The organism is Leptospira inadai serovar Lyme str. 10 (assembly GCF_000243675.2).
Taxonomy (GTDB): domain Bacteria; phylum Spirochaetota; class Leptospiria; order Leptospirales; family Leptospiraceae; genus Leptospira_B; species Leptospira_B inadai.
The window spans coordinates 370,599-393,315 of sequence record NZ_AHMM02000024.1; the positions used below are offsets into that span (position 1 = coordinate 370,599).

The 22,717-nt window shown below is 46.4% G+C and carries 23 protein-coding genes; 17 read left to right on the forward strand and 6 right to left on the reverse strand.

Annotated elements, in window-relative coordinates; all coding sequences use genetic code 11:
- Genes LEP1GSC047_RS15555 through LEP1GSC047_RS15565 form a run of 3 tightly spaced genes read right to left on the reverse strand, consistent with a single transcriptional unit; the run spans nucleotide 1 to nucleotide 975 of the window.
- Nucleotides 1-300, reverse strand: a complete 300-nt coding sequence (locus LEP1GSC047_RS15555; protein ID WP_010410023.1) for a hypothetical protein — start codon at nucleotides 298-300, stop codon at nucleotides 1-3.
- 7 nt (nucleotides 301-307) lie between these two features.
- Complete coding sequence (locus tag LEP1GSC047_RS15560; protein ID WP_010410026.1) at nucleotides 308-688, reverse strand: LBF_4227 family protein; 381 nt, start codon at nucleotides 686-688, stop codon at nucleotides 308-310.
- A gap of 11 nt (nucleotides 689-699) precedes the next feature.
- Nucleotides 700-975: a DUF883 family protein gene (locus tag LEP1GSC047_RS15565; protein WP_010410030.1), complete on the reverse strand. Its 276-nt coding sequence runs from the start codon at nucleotides 973-975 to the stop codon at nucleotides 700-702.
- 233 nt (nucleotides 976-1,208) lie between these two features.
- Here LEP1GSC047_RS15565 and LEP1GSC047_RS15570 point away from each other — a divergent pair, with 233 nt between their 5' ends.
- The gene (locus LEP1GSC047_RS15570) at nucleotides 1,209-1,622 is read left to right on the forward strand and encodes a TraB/GumN family protein (protein ID WP_010410035.1); all 414 of its coding nucleotides are present in this window, start codon (nucleotides 1,209-1,211) and stop codon (nucleotides 1,620-1,622) included.
- 30 nt (nucleotides 1,623-1,652) lie between these two features.
- Nucleotides 1,653-1,961 carry a 4a-hydroxytetrahydrobiopterin dehydratase gene (locus LEP1GSC047_RS15575; protein ID WP_010410037.1) on the forward strand — a complete coding sequence of 103 codons (309 nt, stop codon included), beginning with the start codon at nucleotides 1,653-1,655 and terminating at the stop codon, nucleotides 1,959-1,961.
- 14 nt (nucleotides 1,962-1,975) lie between these two features.
- On the opposite strand, the gene LEP1GSC047_RS15580 is transcribed toward LEP1GSC047_RS15575, so the two are convergent.
- On the reverse strand, nucleotides 1,976-2,767 hold the full coding sequence (locus LEP1GSC047_RS15580; RefSeq protein ID WP_010410039.1) for an enoyl-CoA hydratase/isomerase family protein: 792 nt from the start codon (nucleotides 2,765-2,767) through the stop codon (nucleotides 1,976-1,978).
- 336 nt (nucleotides 2,768-3,103) lie between these two features.
- Complete coding sequence (locus tag LEP1GSC047_RS15585; RefSeq protein ID WP_010410042.1) at nucleotides 3,104-3,829, reverse strand: response regulator transcription factor; 726 nt, start codon at nucleotides 3,827-3,829, stop codon at nucleotides 3,104-3,106.
- A 234-nt stretch (nucleotides 3,830-4,063) separates the two neighbouring features.
- Between LEP1GSC047_RS15585 and LEP1GSC047_RS15595 the strand changes: the two genes are divergently transcribed.
- Nucleotides 4,064-4,510, forward strand: coding sequence for a DUF4279 domain-containing protein (locus tag LEP1GSC047_RS15595; protein WP_010410046.1), 447 nt, complete (start codon nucleotides 4,064-4,066; stop codon nucleotides 4,508-4,510).
- Here the strand turns inward: LEP1GSC047_RS15595 and LEP1GSC047_RS15600 are convergent.
- Nucleotides 4,484-4,810 (reverse strand): STAS domain-containing protein, encoded by a 327-nt coding sequence (locus tag LEP1GSC047_RS15600; protein ID WP_020988866.1) that lies wholly within the window; start codon nucleotides 4,808-4,810, stop codon nucleotides 4,484-4,486. The two genes, LEP1GSC047_RS15595 and LEP1GSC047_RS15600, sit on opposite strands and share 27 nt — an antisense overlap.
- A 75-nt stretch (nucleotides 4,811-4,885) precedes the next feature.
- Between LEP1GSC047_RS15600 and epmA the strand changes: the two genes are divergently transcribed.
- From epmA to htpG, 14 genes are all read left to right on the forward strand, one after another.
- Complete coding sequence (epmA, locus tag LEP1GSC047_RS15605; protein WP_010410050.1) at nucleotides 4,886-5,833, forward strand: EF-P lysine aminoacylase EpmA; 948 nt, start codon at nucleotides 4,886-4,888, stop codon at nucleotides 5,831-5,833.
- A gap of 204 nt (nucleotides 5,834-6,037) precedes the next feature.
- On the forward strand, nucleotides 6,038-7,066 hold the full coding sequence (locus tag LEP1GSC047_RS15610) for an OmpA family protein (RefSeq protein ID WP_020988855.1): 1,029 nt from the start codon (nucleotides 6,038-6,040) through the stop codon (nucleotides 7,064-7,066).
- Between the two features lie 119 nt (nucleotides 7,067-7,185).
- On the forward strand, nucleotides 7,186-9,447 hold the full coding sequence (locus tag LEP1GSC047_RS15615) for an aconitate hydratase (RefSeq protein ID WP_010410051.1): 2,262 nt from the start codon (nucleotides 7,186-7,188) through the stop codon (nucleotides 9,445-9,447).
- A gap of 437 nt (nucleotides 9,448-9,884) precedes the next feature.
- Nucleotides 9,885-10,250: a hypothetical protein gene (locus LEP1GSC047_RS15620; protein WP_039935325.1), complete on the forward strand. Its 366-nt coding sequence runs from the start codon at nucleotides 9,885-9,887 to the stop codon at nucleotides 10,248-10,250.
- Between the two features lie 53 nt (nucleotides 10,251-10,303).
- Entirely contained in the window at nucleotides 10,304-11,419 is a 1,116-nt protein-coding gene (locus tag LEP1GSC047_RS15625; RefSeq protein WP_010410055.1) for a DUF1574 domain-containing protein, read from the forward strand.
- A gap of 541 nt (nucleotides 11,420-11,960) precedes the next feature.
- A complete protein-coding gene (locus LEP1GSC047_RS15630) occupies nucleotides 11,961-13,247 on the forward strand; it encodes an LIC20035 family adhesin (protein WP_010410057.1) in 1,287 nt (428 codons plus the stop codon).
- 20 nt (nucleotides 13,248-13,267) lie between these two features.
- Nucleotides 13,268-13,891, forward strand: coding sequence for an LIC20036 family protein (locus LEP1GSC047_RS15635; protein WP_010410059.1), 624 nt, complete (start codon nucleotides 13,268-13,270; stop codon nucleotides 13,889-13,891).
- 46 nt (nucleotides 13,892-13,937) lie between these two features.
- Nucleotides 13,938-14,927: an AAA family ATPase gene (locus tag LEP1GSC047_RS15640; RefSeq protein WP_103186163.1), complete on the forward strand. Its 990-nt coding sequence runs from the start codon at nucleotides 13,938-13,940 to the stop codon at nucleotides 14,925-14,927.
- 1 nt (nucleotide 14,928) lies between these two features.
- A complete protein-coding gene (locus LEP1GSC047_RS15645; RefSeq protein ID WP_010410063.1) occupies nucleotides 14,929-15,759 on the forward strand; it encodes a DUF58 domain-containing protein in 831 nt (276 codons plus the stop codon).
- Nucleotides 15,756-16,613 carry an LB_053 family protein gene (locus LEP1GSC047_RS15650; RefSeq protein ID WP_010410064.1) on the forward strand — a complete coding sequence of 286 codons (858 nt, stop codon included), beginning with the start codon at nucleotides 15,756-15,758 and terminating at the stop codon, nucleotides 16,611-16,613. The genes LEP1GSC047_RS15645 and LEP1GSC047_RS15650 overlap by 4 nt, the downstream gene beginning before the upstream one ends.
- Nucleotides 16,610-17,554: a VWA domain-containing protein BatA gene (batA, locus tag LEP1GSC047_RS15655; RefSeq protein WP_010410066.1), complete on the forward strand. Its 945-nt coding sequence runs from the start codon at nucleotides 16,610-16,612 to the stop codon at nucleotides 17,552-17,554. The genes LEP1GSC047_RS15650 and batA overlap by 4 nt, the downstream gene beginning before the upstream one ends.
- Nucleotides 17,551-19,254, forward strand: coding sequence for a VWA domain-containing protein BatB (batB, locus tag LEP1GSC047_RS15660; RefSeq protein WP_010410068.1), 1,704 nt, complete (start codon nucleotides 17,551-17,553; stop codon nucleotides 19,252-19,254). Before batA ends, batB begins: the two co-directional genes overlap by 4 nt.
- Entirely contained in the window at nucleotides 19,251-20,852 is a 1,602-nt protein-coding gene (locus LEP1GSC047_RS15665; RefSeq protein ID WP_010410070.1) for a BatD family protein, read from the forward strand. Before batB ends, LEP1GSC047_RS15665 begins: the two co-directional genes overlap by 4 nt.
- A complete protein-coding gene (gene htpG, locus LEP1GSC047_RS15670) occupies nucleotides 20,849-22,678 on the forward strand; it encodes a molecular chaperone HtpG (RefSeq protein WP_010410072.1) in 1,830 nt (609 codons plus the stop codon). Before LEP1GSC047_RS15665 ends, htpG begins: the two co-directional genes overlap by 4 nt.
- The last annotated feature ends 39 nt before the right edge of the window (nucleotides 22,679-22,717 follow it).

Sequence of the window (22,717 nt, forward strand, 5' to 3'; positions counted from 1 at the left end):
TTATTCCGAATTAGGTTTTTGTTTTCGGGCTTCCCCTCCGAAAGCTTGGTTTTCCACCCAGGCCAGGAGAGTTTCGCGTATCCCTAATCGATCCAAGGCTTCGAATAACATTCCCGTATAATTTAACGAGGATTGAAACCTTTCGAATTCCAACCTTACTTTCAACTTTTTAATATGAAGATAAAGTTTTAACTCCTCGGAACTCATAGTTTCCGGATCTTTCTCTAGAAAATCATCGGAGCCTAAAAAGGGATTTAGGCCTAATCCTGCGACGTTTTCCCGCTTCCTCTTTCTAGGCATAGCCCGCCTAACCTTTCAATTTAGACGCGACAAGGGCCAGGGAAAATAAGGAGAAAAATAAGCAAAGCCCTCCGGTTCCTAGCGTTGCAAGAATCGGATCCCCAAATGTCTTTAATAGATACAGAAAGAAGGCACCTAAAAAGAGAAGCGACGCTAACCCCAGAAAATAAAATCCGATCCTAAGGAATACATAGACCTGCACTCCTCGTTTAACTTTTTCTTCCGCGGATTTTCGAAGATAGAGTAGGAGAGTTTCGATATATTCGAGGAAGGAATCGACCAAAGAAAGGAGATGGCCTTTTAATTCGAAACCGTTAAAAAAACCATCCCCATTTTGTGTTTCTGATTCTGCGGGTTTAGTCCGGGAGTTCTCCTTTTTACGCGCCAAAGAAGTTTCCTTTATTTCCTGCGAATTAAAAGGCCGACGATCAGGCCTAACCCGACGCCAACCCCGAGTCCGATCAGAGTCGCTTTTTGCGGATTTTCTTTAATGTACACTCCCGTTTGATCGATGATCTGCTTTGCTCTCTCACTGGTTTCGCCCGTGACTTGCTTCAGACGTTCTTTCAAATCTGATACGTGTTCCAAGTATTCCTCTCTAGCTTTCCCTGTGATTTTTTTCGCCTTTTCTTTGAGGGATTCCAGTTCCTCGTTGAGGCTTTCGGCATTGGACATAAAAGCGGTCCTCCAAGGTCTCTTATTAGAGAACTCTATTCCTAGTTCAAGAACTTTCCAAAAATATCAAAAGCGTCGATAAAATCATTTTTAAGGCTTTTAATTTGGGAGGAATTCGGTCGAAAAATCTCGTATGATTCCTCAGACTGGTCAATCGGGGACTCCGCTTTTGCGGAGAGTTCTCCTAAAGCGAAACCCGATTTGACCTTAAGATTTTCAGCAGGGGAAACGCTATGAATCTCGTTTCAAAAATCGCCAAAATTCGTCGTAAACAACGCCAGAGAATTTATAATAGAGCCTATCGACAAGCCCTCAAGCACCTCAAGCGGGAATTCAAAGCCGAAGCGGACCGTCATGCTCAGGCGGAGAAGGAGCTGGAGAAATATTACCGTAAAGACGTAGACACTGAGGCCAAGAAGACGCGTAAAAAAATCCAAGAGTTGGAAAATTACAAACTTCTTTTGGAGAGAAAGGAAATGGAGATAGAATCGAAATTGGCATTTCTCAACGACCAACTTCACAAAATCGAAGAATTAAAAGCCAGGATGGACGGAGCGGTAAATTTAATGGCAAGAGCCGGATCTCTTTCAAACGGAGCGATCGATGACGCCGAAAAAATCAAACAGGCACTAAAGAAAGTTCTGTAGATTTTTCCGTTTTTGCTTTAAAAGGTGAGTATGAGTTCCGCTCGCAAAATGGACCCCGAAGAAATTCGGAAGAACCTTCCCGATTCCTGGGAAGTTCTTCCGATCGACGGAGTGTATAGAATCCGTAAAAATTTTCCGTTTTCTACCTATTCGGAAGGGATTCGTTTCGTAAACGAAATCGCTCGAGAAGCGGAACGATTGGATCATCATCCCGACCTGAAAGTCGGCTACGGAAATGTCGGTCTGGAAGTTTTTACTCATTCTCTGAAAGGCCTTTCGAATCTGGATCTAGAGTTGGCCTTGTTTTCGGAGAAGGCTTACAAAGCGGACGTTTCCTAAGCCTCCTTCGTAAATCAGGTCGAGATCCCGGCGACCTCTTGGCTGAATTTCGGCTTTCTTCTTTCCAATACAGCCGTTAATCCCTCGTCGAAATTTCCCGAAACGAACGGTTTGAATTCTTGGATCAATAGATCCGTCGGAGCGTCGAACTCCCGGATTAGATCTTTTCTAATTCCTCGCTTAAGAGATTCGAGGCTTGCCTGAGGAAGATTCAATATATCTAACATATAGTCCTCCGATTTTTTATATAATTCTTCGGCAGGAAAAATTCGATCTACGAGTCCGATCGCTTTCGCTTCTTCCGGTTTATAGGCCGTTCCCAACATTGCGACGTCCCGTAATTTAGCTTTGCCGACCACCGATTCTATGATATTTAGCAGAGTAGGCGGTATCGTCAGGCCGACCAATACTTCCGAAAAGCAGTACCTGGATTTTCCGTTTCCCATAAACCGAAAGTCGGTTAGAATTCCGAGTACCGCGCCGCCCGCCATGGCGTGTCCGTTAATTACGGTTGCCTGCGGCTTAGGGAAAGTATAAATGATTCGCATCATGTCGAACAATTTGGCGAACACTTTGACTCTATCTTCCGCGGAGCGCTCCAGCATATAACGAGGATCTAAACCGTTGGAGAAAAATTTTTCGTTTTGGGAGCCGATTAAAACCGCGCGGACGCTTTTTTTTGCGCCGAGAATTTGATGCGCTTCGATCAACTCGTCCATCAGTTCCTCCGTCATTTCGTTGGAAGGAGACCGATCCAACCATATCCACGCCAAGGGTCCTTTTTCTTCGATTCTGATGTTTTTCATGATACTTCGTTTTTCCTCTAAACTAATAACGATCCCATTTCGTAGAGACTCGTACGATTGAAATCTTCGACAGTATTATCAACCCGCAATCGGCTTATTCTTTCAAGTTGAATCTGATTCGTTTCGGCGGCTACCGAATGACGTTTGCCGGGAAATCGCGAAAGTTTGTCCTTCGAACGAATCGCTATTAATTATAGATCTTTAATATATATTCGGATGATTCGCTTTGGGAGCGGGGAATAAGGCCGGAGTACTTCGCGGCTCGGGAACATCCGAGCACAAAAGAAAGGCCCTAGTAGGCCTTTTATCGACAGGAATTATGCGAACAAAATCCGCTTATTCCGGAATTACTATATTGTCGTAGTTATCGGAAAATCTATACCCGATTCCCCAAATCGTTTCAATCCATTCCGGTTGAGCGGAATTCTTTTCGAGTTTGGATCGGATCCGTTTGATATGAGAATCGATCATTCTTTCGAATCCGTCCCATTCCATTCCCCATACCGCTTCCAGGATCATTTCTCGAGAGAACACTTTTCCGGGAGAGGTCGCCATTAGCTGAAGGATATCGAATTCTTTACGGGAAATATTGATGACTTGGTCTTTGAGAGTAACCCGGCGTCGGACCGGATCGATTTTTAAGCTACCGCGGATAATTTCACCGCCGCTTCCGATATTCGGTTTGATACCCGCTTTTTTGTCCCATCGGCGGAAAAACACATCCACCCTGGTTTTAAGCTCTCTCACGGAGAAGGGTTTGGTAATATAATCGTCCGCTCCGAGTTCCAATCCCATGATGCGATCGATTTCTTCATTGCGCGCGGTTACGATAAAAATAGGAGTATTTTCGTCGGTTCTTCTTACCGTACGGCACACGTCCATACCGTCGATGTCGGGAAGAGAGAGGTCTAAAATTAGAAGATCCGGATGGTTCGCTTTATAGTATTTCAACCCTTCTTCACCGGATGTTTGTATGGTGGTTTTGTAATGGGCCGAATCTAAAGACTTTCGTATGAGATTTCCGATATCCGGATCGTCTTCGATGACCAAAATGTTCTTCATAAATGCCTCAGATGAATTTGATGGAAAAAATAACCTGATTACAACATATTATTCCCATGAAAAATGCTTCAAAGAAAAAATTAAGACTTGGGAAAATCGGGTAAAAATGCGCTCATTTCGAAAAAAATCGATGTTTAAAGAACTAAATTCGAGCGATTTTAGGATTAGCTTGTGTCATTTTTTTTCGTAATTCCGGTTAGGATCGCAAAATAAAGGCAGGTTATTAATTTCTAAATGAAATCTCCTCTAATGATTCCTCGTTCCTGGGCCTTGATTGCCATATCCGAACCCGGATTGGACGTTCATGGAATAACTCGTGAGACAGGAATTCGACCCGATCTACCGGTTCCCGAAACGGTGACCGCTATCTCGGGGGAGCCGGTGAGTTCTCCCTTATGGCAAATTCATTCCAAGAAAGATGCGAATCTTCCCTTAGAGGATCATGTTTGGGAACTTATAGAACGCATCGCTCCTCATCGTAAGGAATTTCAAAGCGTTTGCGAAAAGCATGAGGTGACGTTATACTGCTCCGTGGAATTCAACGACGGCAGTTTGGAAGAAGCATCATTATCCCCTAAATTGCTTTTATTATTGGGAAATCTCGGACTTAAGATCGGTTTCCAGGCGTGGAAGCTACCGGAAAAGAGGCGAAGATCAGAGGATAAGAATCACATCCGTTAAGCGAAATCTTTCCAGGTATCTTCGAACCGGCAGAGCGGGACGCGAAAAAATAAGAACCCGATTTTTCTCCCGTAGATCTAACGCGAATTTGATCAGCTTTTCCAAAACGGCGATCGATACGAATTGCACTCCTCCCAATTCCAATTTAACGTGACGACTCGATTCGTAAAATGCCATTGCCAACGCCGATCGTAATTCCTTGAAGGAGTCGCCTTCGATTCGATCGGTTAAGGGTTCTATTTCGACGACTTTGTTTTTTTTTCGGATTTCGAAATACGTGTATCTACGAATTTGTTCCAAGGGAAGGAGTTCCTCGAAACAGGGTAGGATCTCCTCGTTGGATATTGCAAGTCGGATATTTAGGGGCGTTATCGGATGAATCTCACTTCCAGAGAAATTATGAAAGCGCGGGCAAGATTTCTGAGGTCGGTGCGAGACTTTTTCCATTCGGACGGATTTCTAGAAATAGATACTCCCTCCTTAAAGAAGATTCCCGGGATGGAGCCTCACTTGGATCCCTTCGAAGTCCGTTCTCCTTCGGGAAAGGAAATCGGGTATTTAGTCACTTCGCCCGAATATTCCTTGAAGCAAGCCTTATCACTAGGTTTGGATCGCGTATACGAAATCTCTCACACGTTTCGTTCCGGGGAAAAAGGAAGCCCGCTGCATACCGCGGAATTTCTTATGTTAGAATTCTACCAGGTGGGGGCGGATCTGCAGGACTTAATGGATACGACCGAACGTCTGATTCGGGCCTTAGAGAATGGAATCGGGAAATTTAGTTCGAATGAGAAGATCCCAAGATATCGGATTCGGGACTTACTACTTCAGTATGCGGGTTGCGATTGGGATCGCGGATCTTTAGAAAGTAAAATAAAGCGGGCCTCTTTGACGAATCTCTCAATTCAGGAATTGGAATATGAGGATTGTTTTTATCTAGTTTTTTTGAATTTCGTAGAGGGGCGGCTATTACCCGAGTTTCAATTTTTGTACGATTATCCCCCCGAAATGGCCGCGTTAGCCCGGATAGAAAACGGGGTTGCCAAGCGTTTTGAAACGTACTACGGAAATATAGAACTCGGAAACGCTTTTTACGAGTTATCCGACCCCGCCGAACAACGACTTCGCTTTTTTAAGGAGCAGGCGCTCCGAAAGAAATTAGGGAAGGAAGTCTTTCCCGTCGATGAGGAATTCCTACTTTCGCTCGAAAGAGGTCTCCCCGCTTGTTCTGGGAATGCGATCGGGTTGGATCGCTTGCTCTCCGTATTTCTCGGAGCGAATTCCCTAGAACAAATCAGTCCGTACTGGGGCCGCCTCGATTAGAAAGATTCTAGACTTCCGGAGTAAATTGGTTCAAGATTCGCCTTACCGAAGTTCGATATTCAAAGGAGAACCGTAAAACTTTGGTTGCGCGGAATCTCTCGCGTAGTACCCTACTACGCGAGAGTTGATTTTCCGTAACGAGACAAGGCGAAAGAATCTATTTTCGCCTGAGTCGATCGGGAACCTGAAGGGACGGACGGAAACATGGCCAAGAAACAGAATTATTACGTCACTATCAACGGGAAAAAATACGATCGCGGTTTGATCGAAATTGCGGATGCTTCCGTTTCCGGTAAGCGTGACGGTCGTATTTCCGTAAACGACGCGAAAAAGCTTCTGAATGCCGTGAAAGATAATAATACGTACACGGATATAGAAAAGAAAACCATAGAGCATATCCGCGAGAATTATAAATTTACGGATAAGGCGGACGAATGGTTTCGGTCCGAAATTAGAAAATGGGCCGCCGAAAAACCGCCTAAGATCAAATCCGCAGAAGCGGAAGAATTGCACGTAGCCGAGGAGGAACCCTCGGATCTTTCGGTCGCCCCCTTGGAAGAGGATGACTCTTACCTAGGTTACACGAATTACATTCCCACTCCGTCGGCCGGAAAACCGCGCACGAGAAGCGGAGTTCCGATCCTACTTCTTTCCATACTAATTTTAACCGGAATCGGTATCGGGGTCTATTATGCGTTCGGCCCCTCGAAAGAAGGATCCAAATCATCCGCCTCCAAACATTCCGCAGCCAAAAAAAAGGAAGAGAAGAGCTTAGAAAAGCGGGAACCGAAAAAGGATTCGACGCCGGACCAGGCTGAGAAAGGCGTATTCAATTTATTTTCCGGCTCCGAAGTTAAATCGGCCAAACTAGAAGGCTCGGACGCGGAACTCGCAAAGCAAATCGAATCGAGCTCCATTCATTTCGATAAGAATAGTATCTCCGTTCTATCCTCTTCTCGCAAAACTCTAGACCATCTTTCCAAACTTCTAAAAAGAAAGCCGGAATTAAAGGCCTCCCTAATCGGTCATAGTTCGAACGAAGGAAAGGAAGAGGCGAATCTAAAAGTTTCCAAACTTCGTGCCGAAATGGTTCGCGATTACCTAACCGGAAACGGAATAGCCGGCGAGCGTTTATTCATCCAGGCGAAAGGTGCGTCCGAGCCGATCGCTGACAATTCTTCGGAGGCCGGCAAGGAAAAGAATCGTCGTGTGGAAATCAGGATCGTGCAATAAGCGAATCAAACATTCGGCCTTGGCCGAAATTTAGATAATTTCTCGCCCTTTCTTATCTGAAAAATCCTATACAAGTACCCTATACCCGGGAGACGATGAAACCATCCCGGAGATGACACATGGCATTTGATATAGATATGATCCGCGCTCGGTACGAGAAGATCGGGACCCTGGTAAAGAAAGCTAGGGAAGTGGTCGGGAAGCCGCTTACCCTGACTGAAAAAATTCTGTATTCCCACCTATGGAATGGAGAGCCGAAACACGCTTTCGATAGAGGAAAGTCGTACGTCGATTTTGCTCCGGACAGAGTCGCGATGCAGGACGCAACGGCTCAGATGGCGTTGCTTCAATTTATGTCCGCCGGTAGGGATAAAGTTGCGGTTCCTTCCACCGTGCATTGCGACCACTTGATTACTGCGCAGGTGGGATCGGTCGAGGATCTTAGCAAAGCCTCTACCGAAAACAAAGAAGTCTATGATTTTCTCTCCTCGGTTTCCAATAAATACGGAATCGGTTTCTGGAAGCCGGGCGCCGGAATTATTCACCAAGTCGTTTTGGAAAATTACGCGTTCCCGGGTGGAATGATGATCGGTACCGATTCTCATACCGTGAATGCAGGCGGATTGGGAATGATCGCGATCGGAGTGGGAGGTGCGGATGCCTGCGATGTAATGGCGGGCCTCGCTTGGGAATTAAAATGGCCGAAATTAATCGGAGTAAAACTTACCGGGAAACTGAACGGTTGGACCTCCCCCAAAGACATCATACTAAAAGTCGCAGGAATTCTTACCGTTAAAGGTGGAACGGGTGCCATTGTGGAATATTTCGGCGAGGGTGCCGCGGCACTGTCCTGCACCGGAAAGGGAACCATTTGTAATATGGGCGCGGAGATCGGCGCGACGACTTCCACATTCGGATACGATGAATCCATGGAGCGATACCTGAGATCTACGGGCCGTGCGGCAGTTGCGGATCTCGCTAACGGAATCAAGGAGCATTTGAATGCCGATCCGGAAGTTTATGCAAATCCGGATAAATTCTTCGATCAGGTAATCGAAATCGATCTAAATCAACTCGAACCGCATTTAAACGGACCGTTTACTCCCGATTTGGCGACGCCTATTTCTAAAATGAAAGATGCGGCAAAGAAGAACGGTTGGCCGACGAAAGTGGAAGTAGGTCTCATCGGATCCTGCACGAATTCCTCCTACGAGGATATTTCCCGCGCGGCTTCTTTGGCTCACCAAGCCTCGGAAAAATTCCTGACCCCAAAATCGGAATTTACGATAACTCCCGGATCGGAGCTTGTCCGGTTTACGATCGAGCGGGACGGATTCATCAAGACTTTTGAAAAGATAGGAGCGAAAGTATTTGCGAATGCTTGCGGGCCTTGTATCGGAATGTGGGCCCGGGTAGGCTCGGAAAAGAAAGAGAAGAATACGATCGTTCACTCTTTCAATAGGAATTTTCAGTCTCGAAACGACGGAAATCCGAATACGTTCGCGTTCGTAGGATCGCCGGAATTAGTAACCGCTCTTGCGATTGCCGGAGACTTGACGTTCGATCCTAATAGCGATACGCTTATCAACGATAAGGGTGAGAAAGTGAAATTGGATCCGCCGAACGGGGACGAATTACCGAAACGCGGCTTCGACGTTAAGGACGCCGGATTTCAGGCTCCCGCATCGGACGGTTCTAAAATTCAAGTCGCAGTCGATCCTAAATCCAATCGCCTCCAACTCTTGGCTCCGTTCTTGAAATGGGAAGGCACGGATCTGAAAGGATTACGCCTTTTGATTAAAGCCAAAGGAAAATGTACGACGGATCATATTTCGATGGCGGGACCTTGGCTGAAGTTCAGAGGGCATTTGGATAATATTTCCAATAACTTACTGATCGGCGCGACGAATTCGTTTAACGATAAAATAAACTCCGTTAAAAATCAGTTGGACGGTTCTTACGACGAGGTGCCGAAAGTTCAACGTCAGTATAAGGCGAAAGGAATCGGATCGATCGTAGTGGGGGATGAAAACTACGGGGAAGGTTCCTCTCGCGAACACGCGGCAATGGAGCCTAGACACCTCGGAGTGCGCGCCGTTTTAGTGAAGTCCTTTGCGAGAATCCATGAAACCAACTTGAAAAAACAAGGAATGCTAGCGCTTACGTTTGCGGACAAGGCCGATTACGATAAGATCAAGGAAGACGATACGATCGACATTCTCGGCTTAACCTCGTTTAAGGAAGGAACTCCTCTGGCCCTAGTCTTAAACCATATGGACGGAAGTAAAGACGAGATCAAAGCCAACCATACCTATAACGAACAACAAATCGAATGGTTTAAGGCGGGAAGCGCATTGAATCTGATTGGCGGTAAAAAGTAAAAAATATCGGCAGGATTGCCTTTGTAAATGTCTAGGAGGTTCAGAGGATTGAAGACAGAAGACTGAGGACAGAACATTGATGAGCGGAATTTCCATGCTCTAAAGAAGGATTCTTGCGTTATAGTGGATTCTTTCTCTACCCCTGAGAGTTTCCGACCTATAGCAGCTTCTGTCTAGCGTGAGCAAAGCGAACGCGTCTGTCTTCTGACCTCTGTCCTCTGCGAGGGAGGCGCCGAATCCAAACAAGCTTTCGGATCTTCCTTAGGATTCTTCTTTTCGATGGATGTAAAAAAGCGATTGATGCCTTGACCCCCTAAAAAAAAATGACAATTGAACCTGTTGTGAACAGGATTTCGCGGTCTCTCCAATTGATCCTAGGGTTTTGCCCCGTCTTAGGAAAGTCCGCGAAGGATTTCTTTTCTGAGGTGGTAGTGCCGGTGGAATATCAAGATTTAGACTCCTATTTTCAAAGTCTGACTGACATAACGGACACGATTGCCATCCTGAATTCCCCCTACGATTCCGACTTCGATGCAGACATCGATCGCATGGAAGATTTTTTCAAAGATATCCAATCCAAGAATTGGTTATCTCAGGATAGGGAACACTTTAATCTATTTGCGAGCCATTTCTCCTTTCACACTAAAATCGTGGAAGAGATCATTCGCGAAGCCAGAGAAATTCTGGATCCCGAGAGAAGAGTGTATGTTAAGCGTCTGGTTTCCTACCAGAAGAACGCTCAGGATTGGTTGGCCGATGTTCAAAAACGTAGAAAGTCTTCTGAGACTCTAGCTACGGCTTAATCGAGTTCCCGTTTAGGATTGACACCTCGGCTTGATCGGGGAGTCTTGAGTCCGTGTCCGAACGGAAAATTGAATCCGAGGAAGTCCAGAATTTCCTCACGAAACCGTATCTATTCTATCCCGTACTCCTCTTTTTATTCCTATTCTTAATGGATAAACTTTTCTTTTTGGAAAAGGTTCGGGATTACCTAAAAACCGAATTCACATATATTTACTACGACGTTAAACAGGATTTATTAAAAGAACTGATCCGCGAATACGGGAATCAGGCCCGCGAAAAGCATAAGAAGAAATTAGTCGTTTTGATGGGTTCTTCCCGGATGCTTTATTTTAAGAACCAGGAAATTTTGGATTTTTATCCGGACTGGGACGTATATAATTTTTCTTCGGCGGTAACGACTCCCGCCTATTATCTGTATTTTTTGGAGAGGATGACGGAGGCCGGCGTTAAACCCGACTTTCTAGTCATGGAGGCGGACCCTTTCCAATTCAATGCAAACAGTACTACATTCAAAAAATCGAATCTTGCCAATAGTTTCGACCTGAGATTTATTCTATCTCACTCTTGGGACCTGGGCCGAGAAAACGTAAATTATTATCTCGGAAATACGTTCTTCGGCGTGAGTAAAAACAAGCCCTATCTTTCCAACGTAGTGAACCGGCTTACGAACCAAAAGTTCGAAATGGCCGAGCTCATCAAGAAAATGACGATTGATTCCTTGTACAAGGATAAAGGTAACGCTTTTTCCCCCGCGGGAGCTTTTGTGGAGCGGGACTTCGGAAAGTTGGAGGACAGCTCCATCCGTACGATCGGCTGGATTTACCCGAAGTATGCTCCTTCCGAAATGCAATTTAAGTTTTATGAGAATATTCTTTCTTTGGTAAAGGAAAATCGAATTCCTACGCTCGTCGTTCGTCCGGCAGTATCGCTTCCTTTGGAAAAACTTTTAGACGAACTAAAAATTCCGGCTCCTTGGTGGGAAAGAATTCTACCGATCAACCAATCCTACGGAATTCCTTTTATCGATATGGCGGAGGCCAAAGATTACGATTGCAACGCATTTGCGGACAGCGGTCACATGGCCATCGATTGTTATCGCCCTTTTTTGCGATTTATTCGATTGAATTGGCAGGAGACTGAAGACAGAGGACAGGTGACAGAACATTGATGAACGAAATTTCCATGTTCTGGAGAAAGATTCCTGTGTTACAAGGGGGTCTTTCCTCTACTTCGGTAACCTTTCCAACCTCGAGCAGCTTCTGTCTAGCGTGAGCGAAGCGAGCGCATCTGTCCTCAGTCCTCTGTCTTCTGAACAGGACAGAACATTGATAAGCGGAGTTTCCATGTTCTACAGAAAGATCCTTGTGTTACAGTAGATTTTTCCACTACTCCAGCTGCCTTCGCAACCTCGAGCAGCTTCTGTCTAGCGTGAGCAAAGCGAACGCGTCTGTCTTTCAGAGGACGGATGACAGAGGACAGAGGACTGAACATTGATGAGCAGAATTTCCACGTTATAGAGAAAGATTCTTATGTTATAGTAGATCAGTCCTCGACCCCAGCTGCCTTCCCAACTTCGAGCAGCTTCTGTCTAGCGTGAGCAAAGCGAACGCGTCTGTCCTCTGTCTTCAGTCCTCTGTATAGGAAAGGAGGTTGACGGGTTTCCGGTGGCACCTTAGGTTAGGGAGTTAGATTTTTCATAAGGCAATTCCATGAAACGTATTGTAATTCTCTTTTTCGCCGCGGCGATTCTCGCTCGGTGCTCTTCACTTAACATTGCGGAAAATAAAGGCAAAGACCAGGAGTTCCAGATTTTGGATCCGAATCTGCGGGTAGAAAAGTTTAAAGAAACATTCAACTTAAAAGCCGAAGGCCCCGTTACTCTGGATTGTTCCGGAAAGCCCTGCACGCCCGATCTAGTCTCGGCCTTGACCCCGGATCAGATTAAGAAACTGAAACGAAACGGGACTTGGAAGGAGTACGCCGAGAAGGAAGACGCAAATAAAAAGAAATTCAGCGTGCTCGCTCGTGTAGGCGACTACAAGGACGATAAGCGGGAGGGAATCTGGAAAACTCTCTACGAGACCGGAGAAACATTGCGGGAAACTCCGTACGCGGTCGGCTTAAAAGACGGGGAAGAAAAGAAGCTGACGAAAGACGGCACTCAAACCGAAAGCACGGCATTCAAAGCCGACAAGAAGAACGGACCATACTGGTCTAAATCGGATAAAGGATTTCTTTTGGAAGAGGGCGCTTACGCCGACGATAAAAAAGTAGGAACCTGGAAGGAGTATTACGCGGAAGACGGGGCTAAAAAATCCGTGACCGATTACAAAAACGGACAAAAGAGCGGTCACGAAATCAATTATCAAAAGGACGGTAACACTCTCTCTTCCGAAGGCAATTATACCGAGGATTTAAAGATCGGTACTTGGAAGAATTACTACGACAACGGACAGGTTCAGGCGGAAGGTGCCTATGCTCCCAAGGGCACCGGTACGGATAGAAAGTCGCTTAGGACCGGCCCCTGGAAAGAATATTACAAAAATGGAAAGGTTTTTGCGGAAGGCCAAAGAGATCATACTCGCAAAGGCGATTGGAAATTCTATTGGAGCAACGGAAATATCGCGTACAAGGGAGCGATGTCGAACGAATTCATGATGTCTTCCGCAGAAGCGTACGATAAGGAAGGGCAAATCATCGGAAAAGGAAAAATGAGTTTTTCCATCCTTCTCATCGACGATAAGAACGACGAATTGAACGCAAAGTTCCGCCCCGACCTCCCGTTTACATATTATAAAAACGGCAAGAAGAGTTTCGATATAATCGATGAAAATAGGGCGGTCGAATACGACGAGTCGGGAGCTAAATTGGGAGAAGGACCCATCATGGTCGGGACGAATGCCAAGAACGGATGTTGGTCCACACCCCAGGGAAAGAAATACTTCATCAACGGTAAGGAAAACGCCAAAATGGGAGAAATGCAGAATTGTAAATAATCCTGCTTTCCCGGAGAAAGATGAACGAAACAAAACCTAAGTTTGAAATTTCGGGTCCCAAGGCGATTGCCTTGGGATTTCTATTTGCCGCACCGATTTTCTTTTTGCTGGGCTACTGGAGTAAAGGATGCGGTTCCATCGGCCGTCAGGCGAAAGTCACATACAGCGGGTCTTTTACGGAAGGGACGCTGGTGTCCCTGGATGAAAAGAAACTGGTTCTGAAAGACCCGGACTTTACTATCCCTTTAGAAACGATCGAAAAGATCGAATTTTTGGAAGACGCCCGATCCTTGCAAGCCGGCCAGGTTCCGTTAAGCGACGCGGAAAAAAACTTTATCGGTACGTATAAGCTTCAAGTAGGAATGCATAAAGGTGTGCTGGTTCTATTCCCGAGAAAGACGGGAGGGATCGGAGGTACTATGCGTTTTTCCAATTGGGGGAAAGGTGTAAACGAGTCCTTGGGTCAAATTAAAGTGATCGGAAAATCCATTCGATATACTAGATCCTGCACGGGGGCTCGCTGCTCGGAGATCGGCAGTAACGTTCCGTTTAGCCAAACCTATACGGGCGAGCTCGAAGGCAAAAAAATCCAGGGAGCCTACCAAGGCACCAATAGTTCTGGTCGCTGGACTGCGGAACGTTAAATTCGGATAGAACCGACGAGATCATATGGAGCCGAAATCCCTGCAAATGGAAAATAATTCCTTAACCGAAGCGGACTTAGTTTTTGCGAAAGACACACTGGATAAAATTCGAGACGAACTGTCTCGGGAGATCACGGGACAAGACGCGGTCGTCCGCAGTTTACTACTTTCTCTAACCTGTCAAGGCCATGTGCTCTTGGAGGGGATGCCCGGTCTAGCGAAGACGCTCTTGGCCAAATCCTTGTCCGCCGCCTTGGACCTGGATTTTAAGAGAGTGCAATTCACTCCGGACTTGCTTCCCGCCGATCTAGTGGGGACAGTCGTATTCAATCCGAAGGACGGGGATTTTAGAACCCGAAAGGGTCCGATCTTTACCGGGATTCTCTTAGCGGACGAGATTAACCGAGCACCCGCAAAGGTGCAATCCGCCTTATTGGAATGTATGGAAGAACGAACCGTAACGATCGGTGAAAATACGTTTCCATTAGAGCGCCCTTTTCTAGTTCTTGCTACGGAAAATCCGATCGATCAGGACGGAACCTATCCGCTGCCGGAAGCTCAGACGGATCGATTCTTTATGAAGGTTCTGGTGGATTATCCGGCAATGAACGAAGAGTTGGCCATCTTGGATCAACATGGTCGCTTATCACCAGGTGAAAGGCGAATTCGGAAAGTGGCCGGATCTAGGGAAATTCTCAAACTTTCCTCTTTGGTGGACAAGGTTCACATAGAGCCCAAATTAAAAAGTTATATCGTAAGATTAGTTCGTAATACCCGCCCGGAGGAAAAAACGATTCCGGATCTGCTTCCATACGTAAAACACGGAGCGTCTCCGAGGGCAAGTCTCAGTTTATTAAAGGCCGCAAAGGCCCGCGCGCTTTGGGAAGGCCGGGATTACGTAATTCCGGAGGATGTGAAGGCCTCTTTACCCGAGATTCTTCGTCACAGAATTCTTCTCACATTCGAAGCCATTTCCGAAGAGGTCGGAATCGAATCGGTGATCCAAACGGTTTCGGAGGCCACGCAGGTCTTATAAGATGCTTCGAAAGGAGTATCAAAGTCTGATTCGACTCCTGGAATTTAAGGAGAAAGGATTTTCTCAAAGAGAAAGACAAGGATCCGCGGCCAGTCAAAGGAAGGGTCGGGGACTCGATTTTAAGGACGTTCGCCCTTACTCCGTCGGGGACGATACCCGCCTCATCGACTGGAATGTGACCTCCCGCTTAGGAGAACTTCACGTCCGGGAATTTTACGAAGAGAAGGAAAGACTGGGCGTGTTTTTTCTCGATATATCCGAATCGATGAACTGGAGTTCGGGGGATCGGACAAAGGCGGAAAACGCATTTCAAGTTCTGGCTTTATTAGTATTATTGTATGTTCGCAAAGGGAACTTGGCGAAAATTTTTTTGTACTCGGACCGATTGGAGCACGAGACGGGGTATGTTCGCACGGTGGAAGAAGCACTTCCGGTTTTGGAGCGGATTCGAAAGAGAGTCTCTCGCAGTCCTAAAACGGATCCGAATCTTCCGTTTGTTCTGCTCAAGGACAGAATCAGACGTCATACGGATTCGTTCATTCTATCAGATTTTAATAATATTCCTCCTCTGCGAAAGCTCGCCGGATTGAGGAAATTTCATACTTTGCACGCCATTCGTTTCATCGATCCTTTGGAGTCCTCTCCGCCGCGAGGTTTGTTCTCTTTTTTCTTAAGAAGAGATCCCGAGACAGGCGGTCCATCTTGGAATGAGAGCGGAGAGATGCATCTTCGTTCCAATCTGGAGCAACTATTTCGGGAAAGAATTTTAGATCTCGAAGGTTCCGATGAGGATCCGTCCCGGATTCTTTCTTATTGGTGGAGAGAAAAATGAGAGTCGTTCTGGGTTGGCTCCTGCTATTCCTGGCGATCGATTCCGTCTTTGGTGTTTCGGAGGAATGGAACCCGCAGAAAGTAGTCATCGGGCAAACTTCCGTTTATGTTCTAACCTTCACGGAGGGAGAGGTTACGTCTCCCGAGGTTCCTGCGCTCGGTATGCACGCCGATCCCGAAGCTCCCGATCTGCCTTTATTCGAAGTTTTCTCCTCCGAAATCGGGCAGAGTCGGATTCGTCTCGAGGTGGCGTATTATGCCAGCGGTAATTTTACTCTGCCGATCATCTGGAAGGATTCGACCGGCAAGGAGAACTCGTCTAAAGTCGGGTTGCAGGTTGAAACTTCCCTACAGGAAAAAGATAAATCGCCGGAGGACGTCCTACCTCCGGATTCGTTTTCGGGACCATACGGCTGGAGATTGATCGGCCTTTTGGCCGGAATCGCCGCCTTACTTTTAGGAGCTCTTTATTCCTATTATCTCCATAAGACGCGGACGAAGGATCCGATGGACGCTATTCTACAGACCGATCCCTGGATTCAAAAAATTCTTCGGTTTGAAAATCGGTTAAGCGAATTGATCGAATCTCCTCCCATTCCTGCGCGAGAGTTTTACAGGCTACTTTCCGGATACATTCGGGAAGTGGTTTCTAAAAAGCTCGGTTTGCCTACAGGGCATCTTACGGAAACGGAATTATTCGCGAAGATATTCGATTCTTTTTCGCTCGACGAGGAAGTAATTCGGGTTTGGGAAAGTCGCTTGCGAAAAACGCAATATTCCTCGGAAGAATCCTCTCTCAGCAAGGAAGAAGCGATCGCGGCTCTGGATTTTTGGAAGGGAGCCTTCGAAAAATGAACGAATGGGAGGCACCATATTATCTTTTTCTACTTTTCCCGATCTGGCTTTGGACGGCGTTTTCTTACTGGAAAAAGAAACCCGCACTTACCATGGAATTGCGAATTCCAGGAACGGATTCGATCCGACGAAATTTTTTACGTGAAATCGTTTCGAAATGCTTCCCGTTACTTCGACCCGTTGCCTTAAGTTTGTTGACGATCTCCTTGGCGGGACCCGGCCAATATTATCGGTTTCTCCCGAACGAAACGAAAGGCGTGGATATCATGCTGGCTTTGGATGTATCCGGTTCCATGTCTAGAAGCAGGGATTTTCTTCCGGATACTCGTTTAGGAGTTTCGAAGAAATTGCTGCGCGAATTTATCCGAAAACGGGAGACCGATCGAATCGGCTTGGTTGTGTTTGCGGGAGGAGCCTATTTGCAATCCCCTTTGACAAGTGATCGTGCCACTTTGGAGGAAATTTTAGGGGTGGTGGAGGAGGAAACGGTTCCCGAACAAGGGACTGCGATCGGAGATGCGGTCATACTTTCCTCATATCGATTAAGGCGTTCTCCCGCTCGATCCAGAATTATCGTTTTGATTACGGACGGGGTTTCCAATACGGGAAGGATCGATCCGGTCACGGCAACCGAAATTGCGGACGAAATCGGAATAAAAATTTATAGCATCGGAATCGGCAAGGAAGACCAATCCTACGAAATTAATTTCGATATTCTGTCGGAACTATCAGCCAAAACCGGCGGTATGTTTTATCGAGCGGAGGACACGAGTCAGCTTCGTGAGGTCCTTGCCGCCATCGATGCTTTGGAAAAAGATCCCCTGGCACTTCCTCCCGAAGAAGTAAGGGAGACGGACGCATTGTATTACTTACTTGTTTCGCTATTGCTTTTGGCTGCGGACTTGTTCATAAGAACTTGGTTTCTGAGGTATTACGTATGACCGATGAGATTCTACGCGGGCTCTTAATCGGTACCGGGATTATCTACCTCATCTATGTTCTTTCAAGAGCGGTATTCTATTTCTTTTGGCGGAGCTGGGTGTCTAAATATCCGGGACTGCGTAGAGAAGCGAGTCTTCCTTCCGTATTTCTCATCGTATCGAGACTGATTTGTCTCGGCTTGGCATTGATTCTTTGTGCTATGAGCTTTCAGCAGAACGCGGGACCCAAGTCTAAGGAAGAGGAAACGTTGTACGGCGTGGATTTTCTTTTTCTGGTGGATGTAAGTCTTTCGATGCAGGCGATAGATACGTCGCCCACGAGACTCGTTAGGGCAAAGGAAACGATTTTGCGAATTCTTCCCGGGTTGACCGGGAATCGGTTCGGCATGATCGTATTTGCTGCGACCCCGTTCGTATATTGCCCGATGACTTCGGACGTAAGCGCTTTTGCCGATTACGTTCGCGGATTGGATGTGGATATGGTAGGAGATCGAGGAACGGATTTAGACGCGGCTTTTCGGAAGGCCGAAGAAGTCTTACGGTCCAATCGAGTCTTTCGCAGTCGAGTCGTAGTCTTGATTACGGACGGGGAAGATGCCCAAAATCCGGGAGTGTTTCGATTTCCGGCCGATCTAATCGTTTGGTCTGTGGGAACTTTGGAGGGAGGTCCGATCGCGTATAAGGAAGAGGGGGCTATTTTAAACGGGTATCTGACCCGAGACGGCTCCTTGGCTCCCTACGAAAATTCTCCCGGAGTAGTTCGTACAAGGGCGAATGAATCGTTTCTAAAATCTCTGGCGGAAGCGAACGGCGGAGAATTTCTTTCCTTGAATAGGACCAGCCCTAGTTCTACCGATCTGATGGCAAGAGTCCGCTTTATGGATAAGAACGCCAGTAAGAGAGTGAAAGACTTAAGAAGAGCGGAAGGATACAGAAATTTCCTTTTGCCGGCCTTCTTGTTATTATTATTCGATTTCATCGTTTTGGAAGCGTGGGGGAAATATTCCAAATTACTACATTGGAAGTTCCTGTCAGTCGTTCTTATACTTTACGGTTTCATGATGAGCTCTGGGAATTTGTCTGCGGTGGAATTGGACCCGGGAGGGAATAGGGTTAAGGAGGGAAACGAAGCCTACGAAGAGGGAAATTTTCCGGAAGCCGTCGAACGATACAAGGAAGCCGAATCTTACTTTCCGGGCGATCCTAGATTGGAGTTCAATCGAGGAACTTCGAAATACAAGACCGGGGATTTGGATACCGCTTTACGACATTTCGAAAAAGCGTTAGAATCGAAAGACACTCAACTTAGATCCAAGGCCTATTTTAATTTAGGAAACACCTATCTTCGGTTAGGTGATCGAAAAAAGGCCGCGGAAAGTTTTTTGAGATCCTTGAAGGAAAATCCTAAACAGGAGGCCGCTAGAAAAAATTTGGAGTGGCTTCGGAAACTTCCGCCTCCGCAAAAGAAAGAATCTTCGAATTCCGGAAATCAAAATAACCAAGGAAAACCGAAAGGCGAAAGCAGACAACAAGAGCCGGAAGAGAACGGAGCGGATGGTCGATCGGCGAGGAAGAAGGACGGGCAACGGGATCAAAAATCCAAATCGGAATCGGATCTGGAGAGAATGATGGACTCCTTGGATTTGGACGCGGTGAAACGAAAAAGCATCGGTTCCAGGAACCGGGAGGTTTTTTGGTGAACGTATATCGTGCCTTTTTCTTGTTCATTTTCCTTTGTTCTCCCGTGCTTGCCGGAGAGCCTAGATTTTATCTTAGCCAATCGCGGGCCGAGTTAGGCGATCCGGTGTTTGCCGTATTTGAATTGGAGGGAGCTGCGCAGGTTCGGATCCTAGAAAAAGAAGTTCAAGGAAAGGGAATCAAAGCCGTTTATTGGGGGATGGAAGATAATACGACCATCTTGAACTATAAAGCGTACCGAAGGAAATTACTTAAATACAGACTAGTCGTTTCCTCTCCGGGAAGGTACGAAGTACCGGAAATAGGGTTGGAAGTGGACGGAAAAAAAGTTCATTCCGGCGTTCTTGCGGTGGAATTCGGACCGAAGCGTTCGTCTCCTCGCGGACCGGGTTCCATTTGGAGTCGGTTTTTCTCGAATGAAAGCGATCAAGGACCTGCGGATGAAAATCTAAAAGTCGTCTTTCAATTGGATAAGAAAGAGGTCTGGGCAGGACAACCGGTATTAGGATTTTTTACATTATATTATAAAGATATAGTACGTCCTTATTTCGATAGGGACCCTTCCAGTTCGATCGAATTTCCTTATTTCAGGAGCGAAATCCTATCCGGAATGAATCTGAACATTCCCGAAACCGTCGTTTACGAAGGAGTATTATACGAAACTTTCCCTTACAATAAGGAATTCTTCATATTAACTCCCTTAAAGTCGGGGGACTATTCCTTGGGCTCGACCGCGTTTCATTTGGAAGGCCAGCTTCAATCCTATTTTCATATGAGAACGTTGCGTAGCATTCCCGGTAAGATTCGCGTTAGGCCCTTGCCGACTCCGTCGCCTGCAAACTTCGAAGGCGCCGTCGGGAAATTTCAAGTCGAAACGGAGGATGCACCGGAAGAAGCTCCGGAAGGGGAGCCTTTTCTTTTCAAAATAGTGATCAAGGGAAAAGGGAATCTCGCACCCGTCCAGGATCCGATTCGAGAAGGGTGCGGCCAGGCCGATTGTTTTCCGGAAATTACCTTGGTTCAATCCTCTCCGCAGAGAGAATTTAGGGAACTGGATCCGGGAGAGTACGGATTCAGCTTACATTATTCTTACCTATATTCGGCCTTACCTAGTAAGCAGGGACTTTGGAATCCGGGAAAACTTCCGTTCGTTTTTTTCGACCCATATTCGGGCCGCTATTCCGAAGTTTCCATTCGACTGCCTACGGTAAAAATAGGCCCGCCTTCCTGGAAGGCTGTGGAGCCTATTCCTGAGACTTCCGAAATTATAAAAGGTAAGACGGTAATTCTGGTCGCTCTTTTCTTAGGGATTGCCGGAGCCGCAACGGTTTGGTTCGTCCGATTCCGTACTGTGCGGAGGCACGAAGAATTATTGAAACGACTTGACGACTGGATCGGTTCTAAAAGAGGTTTGGTATTGAAGCATTCGATTCTTGCCAAGGGCATTTCGGAAGACGAGGCTTCTTTATTGATAGGTTGGAAATCGGAATCGAGTTCTTTGGCGTCCCTATATCCGAAGCTTGACTCCGCTTCAAGAATCTATCTGCTTAGATCGGCAGAGCTGATCCTTGGCGATATACAACAAAAGGAACCCTTATGAGCGAAGAAATTAAAGGTAGAATCTCCGTAGAGACGGAAAACATTTTCCCGATCATTAAGAAATGGTTGTATTCGGAAAAAGATATCTTTTTGCGGGAATTGGTTTCCAACGCATGTGACGCGATCGCTAAACTCAAGAAAGTGTCTTTAAGCGAGGAGTTCGAAGGCGGCACGGATTACAAAATCGACATAGACTTCGATCAACAGGAAAGAACACTTACGATCGAAGACAACGGAATCGGAATGACCGACGAAGAGGTCGGCAAATACATCAATCAAATCGCTTTTTCCGGAGCGGAAGAGTTCGTTAAAAAATACCAAAGCGAAGGCGACAAGCCGGAAATCATAGGGCATTTCGGTCTAGGCTTCTATTCCAGTTTCATGGTATCCGCGAAAGTAAGAATAGAAACCAAATCGTATCGGAAGAGTAGCGTCGGAGTCACTTGGGAAAGCGAATCCGGCACGGACTTTACTTTAAAAACGAACGAGAAAACCGGTCGAGGCACCAAGATCACTTTATTCTTGGACGGTGATTCCGGGGAATTCCTAGATGCGTGGAAGTTAAAGGAACTGGTCCGAAAATATTGCGACTTCCTTCCGGTTCCGATTTTTGTGAAAGGAGAGCAGGCCAATAAAAAGACTCCTCTCTGGAGCGAACAACCCTCCGCCGTAAAGAAGGAACAGTACGAGGAATTTTACCGGTATCTATTTCCATTTGCGGGCGACCCTCTATTCCACGTTCATTTAAACGTGGATTATCCTTTTCGCCTCCAGGGAATTCTGTATTTTCCTAAGCTCAGGCACGAGCTGGATGCGAATCGAATGGGGATAAAACTCTATTGTAATCACGTATTCGTTAGCGACGAGGCAAAAGAATTGGTTCCCCAATTCTTGACCGTTTTGCAAGGGACCTTAGACATACCGGATCTTCCTTTAAACGTATCCCGTTCTTATCTACAGAACGATCCCTTGGTTAAAAAAATATCCGCTCACATCGTCAAGAAAGTGGCCGATAAACTCCAGGAGGAATTTAAAAGGGATTCGGAGAATTTTCAAAAGAATTGGGATGAGATTTCCCTTTTCGTGAAATACGGTTTAATGACCGACGAAAAATTCTACGAAGCCGCCAAGGACCTGGTGTTCTTCCGTTCTTCCAACGGAGAACTCACAAAATTAGAGGACTACGTTTCTAGAAACAAGGAGAAAAATTCCGGAACGGTATATTATGCCAATGAAACCGAATTGTCATCGGTTTATATGGACCTTCTAAAATCCCAGGGGCTCGAAGCGATTTTAGTGGATTCGAGAATCGACAATCACTTCCTACAGTTTTTAGAGAGTAAAAACCAGGACTGGAAATTTCAGAGAGTCGATTCGGAATTAGCGGAACAAACTTTGGATAAGGAAGCCAGCCCTAGTTTGGCCGATTCGGAAAATAAAACGGAAGAGGAACGATTAAAGGAAATCTTCGATAAGGCTATCAGTCGGGAAGGCGTACAGGTCCGAACCGAAGCCTTAAAATCCGAGGATGTTCCGGCGGTGATCCTATTACCTGAACATTTGCGTAGATTGGCGGAAATGGGCCAGATCTACGGTCAAAAATCCGGCGATCTGCTAAAGAGCCATACTCTACTCATCAATCGCAAGTCTCGGTTGATACGAAATATTCTGAGTACGAGTAAGGGTGTTCGCCCGGAGCGCGCGGAACATCTAGCCAGATCGGTCTATGATATGGCTCTTTTAGGGGCCAAGTTGTTAGGCGAAGAGGAAGTTTCCGAGATGCTTCGTAGGGAGCGCACTCTTTTGGAAGATCTTTCCGCAGGATAAAAACCGGGAAAAAATGGGGGAAAAACTTCCCCCTGTCCG

Bases quoted from the DNA above. Each gene is read 5' to 3' on its own strand.
- LEP1GSC047_RS15555 (WP_010410023.1), bottom strand. From the start codon at position 300: ATGCCTAGAAAGAGGAAGCGGGAAAACGTCGCAGGATTAGGCCTAAAT.
- LEP1GSC047_RS15565 (WP_010410030.1), bottom strand. From the start codon at position 975: ATGTCCAATGCCGAAAGCCTCAACGAGGAACTGGAATCCCTCAAAGAA.
- LEP1GSC047_RS15570 (WP_010410035.1), top strand. From the start codon at position 1,209: ATGAATCTCGTTTCAAAAATCGCCAAAATTCGTCGTAAACAACGCCAG.
- LEP1GSC047_RS15575 (WP_010410037.1), top strand. From the start codon at position 1,653: ATGAGTTCCGCTCGCAAAATGGACCCCGAAGAAATTCGGAAGAACCTT.
- LEP1GSC047_RS15580 (WP_010410039.1), bottom strand. From the start codon at position 2,767: ATGAAAAACATCAGAATCGAAGAAAAAGGACCCTTGGCGTGGATATGG.
- LEP1GSC047_RS15585 (WP_010410042.1), bottom strand. From the start codon at position 3,829: ATGAAGAACATTTTGGTCATCGAAGACGATCCGGATATCGGAAATCTC.
- LEP1GSC047_RS15595 (WP_010410046.1), top strand. From the start codon at position 4,064: ATGAAATCTCCTCTAATGATTCCTCGTTCCTGGGCCTTGATTGCCATA.
- epmA (WP_010410050.1), top strand. From the start codon at position 4,886: ATGAATCTCACTTCCAGAGAAATTATGAAAGCGCGGGCAAGATTTCTG.
- LEP1GSC047_RS15610 (WP_020988855.1), top strand. From the start codon at position 6,038: ATGGCCAAGAAACAGAATTATTACGTCACTATCAACGGGAAAAAATAC.
- LEP1GSC047_RS15615 (WP_010410051.1), top strand. From the start codon at position 7,186: ATGGCATTTGATATAGATATGATCCGCGCTCGGTACGAGAAGATCGGG.
- LEP1GSC047_RS15630 (WP_010410057.1), top strand. From the start codon at position 11,961: ATGAAACGTATTGTAATTCTCTTTTTCGCCGCGGCGATTCTCGCTCGG.
- LEP1GSC047_RS15635 (WP_010410059.1), top strand. From the start codon at position 13,268: ATGAACGAAACAAAACCTAAGTTTGAAATTTCGGGTCCCAAGGCGATT.
- LEP1GSC047_RS15640 (WP_103186163.1), top strand. From the start codon at position 13,938: ATGGAAAATAATTCCTTAACCGAAGCGGACTTAGTTTTTGCGAAAGAC.
- LEP1GSC047_RS15645 (WP_010410063.1), top strand. From the start codon at position 14,929: ATGCTTCGAAAGGAGTATCAAAGTCTGATTCGACTCCTGGAATTTAAG.
- LEP1GSC047_RS15650 (WP_010410064.1), top strand. From the start codon at position 15,756: ATGAGAGTCGTTCTGGGTTGGCTCCTGCTATTCCTGGCGATCGATTCC.
- batA (WP_010410066.1), top strand. From the start codon at position 16,610: ATGAACGAATGGGAGGCACCATATTATCTTTTTCTACTTTTCCCGATC.
- batB (WP_010410068.1), top strand. From the start codon at position 17,551: ATGACCGATGAGATTCTACGCGGGCTCTTAATCGGTACCGGGATTATC.
- htpG (WP_010410072.1), top strand. From the start codon at position 20,849: ATGAGCGAAGAAATTAAAGGTAGAATCTCCGTAGAGACGGAAAACATT.